Origin of the sequence: Eubacterium sp. SB2 (assembly GCF_001244405.1) — a bacterium.
GTDB classification, from domain to species: Bacteria; Bacillota; Clostridia; order Lachnospirales; family Lachnospiraceae; genus Faecalicatena; species Faecalicatena contortus_B.
In genome coordinates, this window is record NZ_LN865146.1 from 1 (window position 1) to 9,078 (window position 9,078).

The following is a 9,078-nucleotide window of genomic DNA, read 5'->3' on the forward strand; positions in this document are numbered from 1 at the left end:
GCTATGCACTGTATATGTCCACCAGCGCATCCGGCACCTATTCTAAGGTAGCAGCATTGAACAGCAGTACATTGAGCTATACAAAAACGGGACTGTCAGCCGCGAAGAATTATTACTTCAAGATCCGGGCTTACCGGACAGCAGGCGGAGCAAACGTATACAGCGGATACAGCAGTGCAGTGAGCGGGGGGACGGCAACAACCACCCCTGCAATCAGCAAGGCGGCTGCCGGAAAGAAAAAGGTGACGTTATCCTGGAAAGACGTGAGCGGAGAGACAAAATACCAGGTGTATATGTCTGACAGTAAAAACGGTACATATAGCCTGGCGGCTACATTGAATGCAAATACAAAGTCTTATTCCAAGACAGGACTGACAGGCGGAAAAACATATTACTTCAAAATCAGAACTTATCGAACCGTGAATGGGAAAGCTGTATATAGCGGCTTTAGTGCAGTAAAATCTGCAGTTCCGTCAAAATAAGGCCAATTCCGAAGTTTGAGATGTTTTGAGTAGAAGGGCTTTCTGTGTAATGGGAGTATGAGTTTTCCGGAAACAATAATTAATTGAAAGTACGGCTAATCAAATTTGAAGCCGGCATAATGAACAGCGCCGGGCTGAGGCAGGAATTCTAATGAATTTTCGCTTTGGCTCGGCTTACCTCCGGGCTATGTGGCCTGAAGCCAGTTCCTTATGCCGGCTCTATTTTTGATGTAAGAGGAGTGTAAGAAAATCCAATTCACTGCATATTGAAGAACAAAATAATAGTACGCTTAAAATGTGCAAAATACCAGAGAATATATGGAAATATTGTGGTATTATAGAGACAAAGGTGTTACGGATGTGAAGACGTCGGTTAACATAAACAGGAGGTCAATTATGAGGGAAAAAGGGAAAAGACGAAAGGTCAGGCGAATTCTGGCTATGTTCCTGGCAGTTGTGATTTTTGCGACAAGTGCTGACTTGACTGTACTGGCGGCCGGAGCGGATGATAAATCGGCAGGTACAGCAGCAACCGGTGAAGAAGGTGCGGCACCAGTACCTAATGAGGTATATGGAGAAAATGTGCCGGAGGGCACTAACGAGGTATATGAAGAGACCGGGTCATCAGCTCAGGGGGCAGAAGCCGAAGCTGAGGGACAGGGAACACCAGACCGGGCAGCAGGAGAATTGAACCAGGAAGAAGGCGCATCAGGCGGAAAAAATGAAGTTATAAGTCATGATACTGATGCGAAAAATGGCAGCTCAGTAAAAGAAACCGACCTGGCAGATACCGTGTCCGGCTTTAAAATTCAGGAAGATGCAGTGAGATCCAGATATATTATAGGACGAGATACTGCCCTGGATTATTCTGGCCTTGCTGTCAGTATTACATATGAGGATGGGGCAGAGGAACTCATATATGACGGGAAAACTGTGTCGGAGAGAGGCGTGGAAATACAGTATGATGAGTCTGCTATAGATTGGGAAAATCTGCATCCGGGTACATATGAAATTGTAGTCAGATGTGGTGAATTATGGAGTGAAAACTTCCAGGTACAGTTTATTTCGGCAGATATATATTCTATGGAGGCTGGCCAGGAGTTAGAATTTGCTACAGATTCATCAAAGGATTACTCTCTTATAGAGTTTACTCCCGAGCAGACAGGAGAGTATCTTTTATTACTTCTTCCTTCGAATTCAGATTGGATTGAGACGGTGACGGCAGTAGATGAATATTGGCGGGATGTAACGCTGGCAGTAAGTACATTGACCTATAAGCGATATATGAGTGCATCAATGGAAGCGGGAAAAAAATATTATTTTGCAGTACCTCCTACAAAAGGTTCCTTAATAACCGCTACGCTTGAGTATACAGGTATTATTGAGTCTGCTGAACTGATTACTCCGCCAGACGTAATAGAATACATATCAAGCCAATCGGGGGCATCGCCGTTGAGCGATTTTACGGGAATGCAGATTAAGCTGAAATATGCCGATGGTACAGAGCGGATTTTAAAGGATGGGGAAGGCCTGCCGGATGAACGGGGACTCGCTTTTAAATATGATTTTCATTGGTCTGTTCCGGGAGAATATAGTATACAGTTTTATTTTAATAGCAATGCAGTGGTTGAGGTGCCATTCATACTAGCGGATCCACAGGAATACGTGAAACATCTGGATAAATTGGAAGAAAACATCGAGACAGCTATTCGGTCAGATGCGGATAAAATCCAAAAGGATTTTCAGTTTAATCCCCAAAATTCAGGCAGGTATTCTTTCAAACTGAAAAGTGATGGTTACATAGACAATGCTCTTATTGATATCAAATCCGCGGACACTGGAGATACAGTGAGTTTTTCAGGAAACGATACAGCAATTTGCGAATTAGAGGCTGGAAAAACATATATTGTAATGACTAAGGGTAAAACAAACAATAATTTGTTAACCATCTTGGCAGAAAAACTGCCGGTAGTCAGTAGACTTGAGATTATTAAGCCCCCAAAGATACAGAGATATCTTCAGGGAGACAGGCATTATATTAATTATTTAGGCTTAAGGGTAAGAGTTACTTATGAGGATGGAACTACAGAAGAACTTGAATATTATGAGGAGTTGAAGGATGGCACTAAGCTAAAAACGAAGAATAATGTGAATGTGAATATTCCGGGAACGTATGCTATCAATGTCTCTGTGGGGGAGATTACTGCTAGTGTACCGATCTATGTTTATTCAGAAGAAGATTTTGGAAATGCATTTCCATGTATCCGGCTTGGAGAAGATCAGAATCTTTCCATAGTTGAAAATGATAACAGATATGTAATAGAAGCTGAGAATAGTGGTGATTATATCATTTCGTTTAAAGGAAAGGAAGAGACTTTTTTCGGTATTCGTAATGTGCATATCACATCTTTAAACGGAGAGCAGATTTACTCAGATAGTATGCGATATACGTATGATCTAATTCTAACTCCTAGTTTGGAAGGAGGTAAGAAGTATCTAATTGAGATTGAGGGAAAAGAAGGGTACCAATTTACTTTGAATGCCTCAAAGGCAAAGGAAGTCAGCCATCTGGAAATATTGACTGAACCAGATAAAACAGAGTATATAGTAGGAACTTCAGGTGAAGTAGAGGACATTTCTTTTTCAGGGTTGACTGAAAAAGTAGTCTATGCCGATGGTGAAGAAGAGATTATACCAGATAATTGGGTGGCAGCTGATAGTAGACATGTTAAGATTGATCATTCAGATGTAGATCTAACACGGCCGGGTGAGTACCAGGTGAAAGTTTCTTTTGGGGGGAAAAGCACATCATTTACCATTCATGTAGTTTCCGAGGAAGAGTATCTGAAAAGGTTCGAATACTTAAGTGAGGGAACAGATCTGAAAATGCAGCTTTTGGAGGGCAAGAAAGAGTTTGCATTTACTCCCGGCAGTTCAGGTGAATATGTATTTCACCTGAGTGAATTTGAAGGAAAGGATACTACAAGTTGTGAAGTATTCAATGTCACAGGTACCAACGTGTCAGAATATAATTACTCTGATGATGAGAATTATAGTGTAACTGCATTTTTAGAGGCAGGAAAAAATTATATATGCAGTTTCTATAGCTCGGTGAAAAGAGATATTGTTTTTACTGCTGTTAAGGCGAAAGATGTAGAAAGTCTTGAAATACTATCGTTACCATACAAAACAAAATACATGCAGGGTGACTCACCACTTCGCAAAGCGGGCCTGTCTGTAAAAGCAGCCTACAGCGACGGTAGTGAAGAAACATTGTTGGCAGATCAACCGGCAGCTGATTATAGATGCTTGAGAGTTGATGATAGTCAGGTAGATTTCTCTTCAATATCAAATGAACAAAAAGTGGAAGTATTATTTGGCAATAAAACTGTTTGTTTTACAATTGATGTAGAGTCGGCGTATTGGTACATGTATGGATTGGACACCCTGGAATTGGAAACAGTAGAAACGCTATATCTGCCGGCAGGGGGCGCGGAATATAAAGTTACGCCTAAAAACGGTGGATTATATAAGGTGGCTATAGAGTCTGATTCAGATGATTTTAACGCAGATGGTAAATTTATAATTAAAGACAGGTGGAATAATAGGCAGGATCAGAAGGTGGATTTTGTTGACGGTAAGTATATTTCTTCAGCTATAATGTCAAATGGGGAAAGTGTTATCTTCAGCTTTTCAAATAATAAGGAAGCATATGTAACTCTTACAAGTATCAAATGTAAGGATGTATCTGGCCTGGAAGTAATAAGAAAGCCATACAAGACAACTTACTTGCAGAGTGATCGGGATAACCCCAATAATATTCAGTACGAGGGATTGCTTATTCGGATTATATATAATGATGGAACAGAAGAAATAATCGGACCAGATGAAATCTCGGAAGAAGGGTTTAGGCTAACATATGAAAATAATATTGATTTTACTAAGCCCGGTAATGACAACTATATAGGAATTGTTTTTGGAGGCATGAATGTAAACATCCCCATATCGGTACTACCACGGGAGGATTACATAAACGGACTGCAAACACTTTCTATTCTTGAGCCTCATGTACTGGATCTAAAAGCCGGAAATCAGGAATATATTATGAATCCCGCTGAATCAGGAACCTACATCTTTACATTGCTCGATACTGAGTACGAAGACTATAAAGGCAGCTTTGATATAACTGATTTGAATGGTAACAGCCAGATCATTGGACAGAGGTGGAATGGTGTACGTTTACTCACAGAAGTGAACCTGCAAAAAGGAGAACAGTATATCTGCCAGTTCAACAATCCGGAGGATTGCAAAATACAGTTTAGCGCAGTCAGGATGAAAAAAATTAAAAACTTGGAGATTAGTAACCTGCCTGCTAAAGTAAACTATCTTGTAAGTGATAGCGAATACGGATCTGTAGATACAAACGGATTAAACCTGAAAGTCATTTATGAGGACGACTCTTATGAAATCTTACAGCCATATGCAGATACAGCTGATGGCAGACAGGTTTCAATAACCTATGATCAAATTGACTGGAGAGTGGCAGGAACTTACCCGATCAGGGTTTCCTGCGGAAGCGTATCACAAAGCTTTGATATCCATATTCTCTCAGCCGAGGACTATTTGGGTTCTTTGGACCGTTTGGAATTGGAGCAGGAGATTCCATTGCAGGCAGACAAGTTGGAAATACGGAAAGAGTTTAAATTCACACCATCGGTAGATGGTACCTACATTTTATACACAGAATCAGTGGGCAGCCAAGAAGATTACACGGCAGCTGAAATATATGATGCGGATGGAAAGAGCCTGAATCAGCAGAATATAACTTCATTGAATGGCGGGATAAGTTTATCAGCAGAGTTAAAAGCGAATGAAACTTACATATACCGGTTAAACTTTTCGTCAGATATCAAAATCAGAATCCTAAGGGCAAAGGAAGTTACCGGAATGAAACTTTTAGCTGTTTCTGCGGTAACAGAGTACCAGGTTGGCCGGCCAGTTTCAGACACGGTATTAGGCAGAGGAATTGAGGCAGAAATTACTTATAAAGATGGAAGTAAGGAACGGCTCAAATGGGGGGGAAACGATCAGGAAGGCAGAACTCTAAATATAGATTCAAGTCTGCTGAATTGGGAGCAGCCAGGAGTGTATACAGTAAAAACCGTTTTCGGAAATGTCTCTGCAGACTTTAGTGTTGAAGTTTTGAGCGCGGAAGCATATTATGCCGATACTGAATCCTGGGATATGATTGACAAGAATACGGGGCAGGAAGCAGGGAAAATTAAAAAGCTTTCTTTCAGACCAGCAAGCAGTGGGTATTATCGGCTTATAGTCAGCACGTTCGGGGAAGCTCCGGCAGCCGCTATAATTTTTGATGATACATATGAGGAGATGTCTTATACAATCAGCGATGCAAGTGATTTGGAGATAGGCAGCTTTGAAGCGGAATATACTGTAAAATTGACAGCGGGGAAACAATATTATCTGCAGATTATTAACAATTCAGATGTGACAGACATCACTTATCAGCTTAAACTTGAAAAAATACCGGCAGTAAAAACCATCACTGTTAATCCGGGCGGGGCCAATCTCACATGCATTGCAGGGGATCAGGCGCATATCTTTTCATTGGATAAGCTGGAAGTAGAAGCGGTATTTGCAGATGGGAAAAGAGAAAAACTTGCATATGGTACATATGAGGTTCAGCTTGAGTATAATTCAATTGAACCGGGAACATATCCCCAGACTGTGGAAGCCTTCGGTAGGGAAGCTAATTTTAATCTTACAGTAGTCCGGCCTCAGGACTACGATAAGATCAAAGAGATAAAACTGAATGAGTTGGAAACGATAAAGCAAGATGTGGGTGAGTCTGAAGGAAACTATATCTATAAGTTTATCCCGTCTGCGAGCGGGCGATTTTATCTAAATACGCAGTCAGCTAATTACGGACAACTAGCGGTATTGACTGGCAGTGGAAATGCAGTAGAGAATATGTCTCTGGGCAGCGGTATAGCTATAAACCTCATTGGAGGAATCACATATTATCTGGTACCCAGAATGCTGGAAGATACGGTACTAAATGAGTGTCAGTTTATGATTTCCAATGCAGATCTCAAAATTACAAACCAGGGAACCATGTCTTATACTGGTGAAGAGTACAGACCTGCAATAAAGGTAGAACTGGACGGAAAAGAATTGACTGCAGATGAGTATACCGTATCTTATGAGAATAATATCAATGCAGGTATCGGATATGCCTTAGTTAAGGTGAAAGGCCAGAATGTCATTCCGGCAGTGAAGAGTTATTTCAAGATTCTCCAGAGGAATATATCAGCAGAGAACGTCAGCGGCATACCGGCGCAGGGTTATACCGGTCAGGAGATATGTCCGAAGCCGGTAGTGATGGTAAACGGTGATGTGCTGAAGGAGGGGATTGACTACACGTTAAGATATATAAATAACGTGGATGCCGGTACTGCACAGGTGTCTGTCGTAGGCAGGAATAATTACTGCGGAATCATCAAAAAGACCTTCGAGATTCAGGCCGGTGGTTTTATCAATTACGTTTTAGATGGAGGAACAAACAATAAAGGAAACCTATACGCATATGGAGAGGCAGGACTTATATTAAAGGCACCATTCAAAAAGGGATATACCTTTGTTGGTTGGTATACAGATTCAAAGCTGACAAAAAAGATCACGGAGATCCCCGGCAGTCAGAAAAAGGATTATACTGTTTACGCGGGTTGGAAAAAAATATCTTTAGGAAAAACCTCCATAAGCAGTCTGACGAACTCAGGGACTTCCGCGCTGAAGGTACAGTATGGAACTGTGCAGGGGGCCGAAGGATATGAGGTGAACTATGCTGTAAATAGTGTTTTCACAGACGGGAAAACAATAACAGTCTCACAGCCAAATGTGACCATCACAGGCCTGAAGGCAGGAACTACATATTACGTACGTGTTCGGGCATTTAAGACTGATTCAGCAGGAGAGAAGGTATACTCTGAGGGCGGTTACAGTACATACAAGATGTACAAAACAGCACCGGCTGCACCGCAGATCAATACGGTGACAGGGGGAACAAACAAGATTACAGTTTCATGGGATAAGGTCACAGGCGCTTCCTATTATGAAGTATACATGGCAACCAGTAAAACAGGGACTTATTCTAAAATAGCAAGCGTCAAGTCAGGAACAACCAGTTATGCAAAAAGCGGGCTTTCAACCGCAAAGACTTATTACTTTAAAGTGCGTGCTTACACTACTTTAGATGGTAGTAAGATATATGGTTCTTTTGGAACCATCAAATACGGTACCACGGCTACCGCGGCGCCGGCTATCAGTTCGGCAGCAGGCGGGTCTGGGAAAGCAACCATAAAATGGGGGGCTGTAACCGGAGCAAGTGGTTATGCAGTATACATGGCTGCGAGCGCAAATGGAACGTATTCAAAACTCACAACTGTAAGCAGCAGTACATTGAGCTATACGAAGACAGGTTTATCTGCCGCAAAGACTTATTACTTCAAAGTACGGGCCTACCGTAAAGGGGAAGGGGTGAATGTTTACAGTTCCTACAGTGCGGCAAAGAACGCCGGAACAGCCCCGGCAGTGCCTCAGATCTCTGCATTGACCGGAGGAACCGGCAAGATTACATTGTCCTGGAAAGATGTCAGTGGCGAAAGCAAATACCAAGTTTACAGGGCCACAAGCGAGAAGGGAACTTACAGCAGGATTGCAACCTTAAATGCCAATACAACCTCCTACACGAATAGCGGACTGTCGGCGGCAAAGACCTACTATTATAAAGTTCGTGCATACCGAACAGTAAACGGAGCCAATGTATACAGCTCTTTCGGAACCGTGAAATATGGCACCACAGCCCCATCTATACCTGCGATTACATCAGCAGCAGGCGGAACGGGCAAGATCACCGTAAAGTGGAAAGCAGTATCCGGAGCCAGTGGTTATGCATTGTATATGGCAACTAGCGCATCTGGTACTTATTCAAAGGTTGCGGCATTAGGCAGCAGTACGCTGAGTTATTCAAAGACCGGATTATCTGCCGCAAAGAACTATTATTTTAAAGTCCGCGCATACCGCACATCTGGCGGAGCCAATGTTTACAGCGGGTACAGCAGTGCGGTCAGCGGCGGGACAGCTACGGCAACTCCGCAGATTTCTGCAGTGACCGGTGGGACTGGAAAGGTTACGCTGACCTGGAAAGATGTCAGTGGCGAGAGTAAATATCAGGTGTACCGTGCAACAAGCGAGAAAGGTACATACAGCAGAATTGCTACATTAAATGCTAATACGAAGTCTTACACAAACACCGGACTTTCCGCAGCCAAAACATATTATTATAAAGTCCGTTCCTATCGTGTGGTCAATGGAGCTAATGTATACAGCTCCTTCGGAAGCGTTAAGTATGCAGCCACAGCGCCGTCCGTACCGTCTATTACGTCAGTAGCAGGCGGAACAGGCAAGATCACCGTAAAATGGAAAGCAGTAACCGGAGCCAGCGGCTATGCACTGTATATGTCCACCAGCGCATCCGGCACCTATTCTAAGGTAGCAGCATTGAACAGCAGTACAT

At 42.5% G+C, this 9,078-nt stretch carries 1 protein-coding gene and 1 pseudogene; both read left to right on the forward strand.

From position 1 onward, the window contains the following. A pseudogene (locus tag BN1938_RS23565) lies at positions 1-482 on the forward strand (hypothetical protein); the annotation flags it as partial. A gap of 396 nt (positions 483-878) precedes the next feature. Further along, on the forward strand, positions 879-9,078 hold an 8,200-nt coding region (locus BN1938_RS00025; protein WP_187376271.1), incomplete at its 3' end, for a bacterial Ig-like domain-containing protein.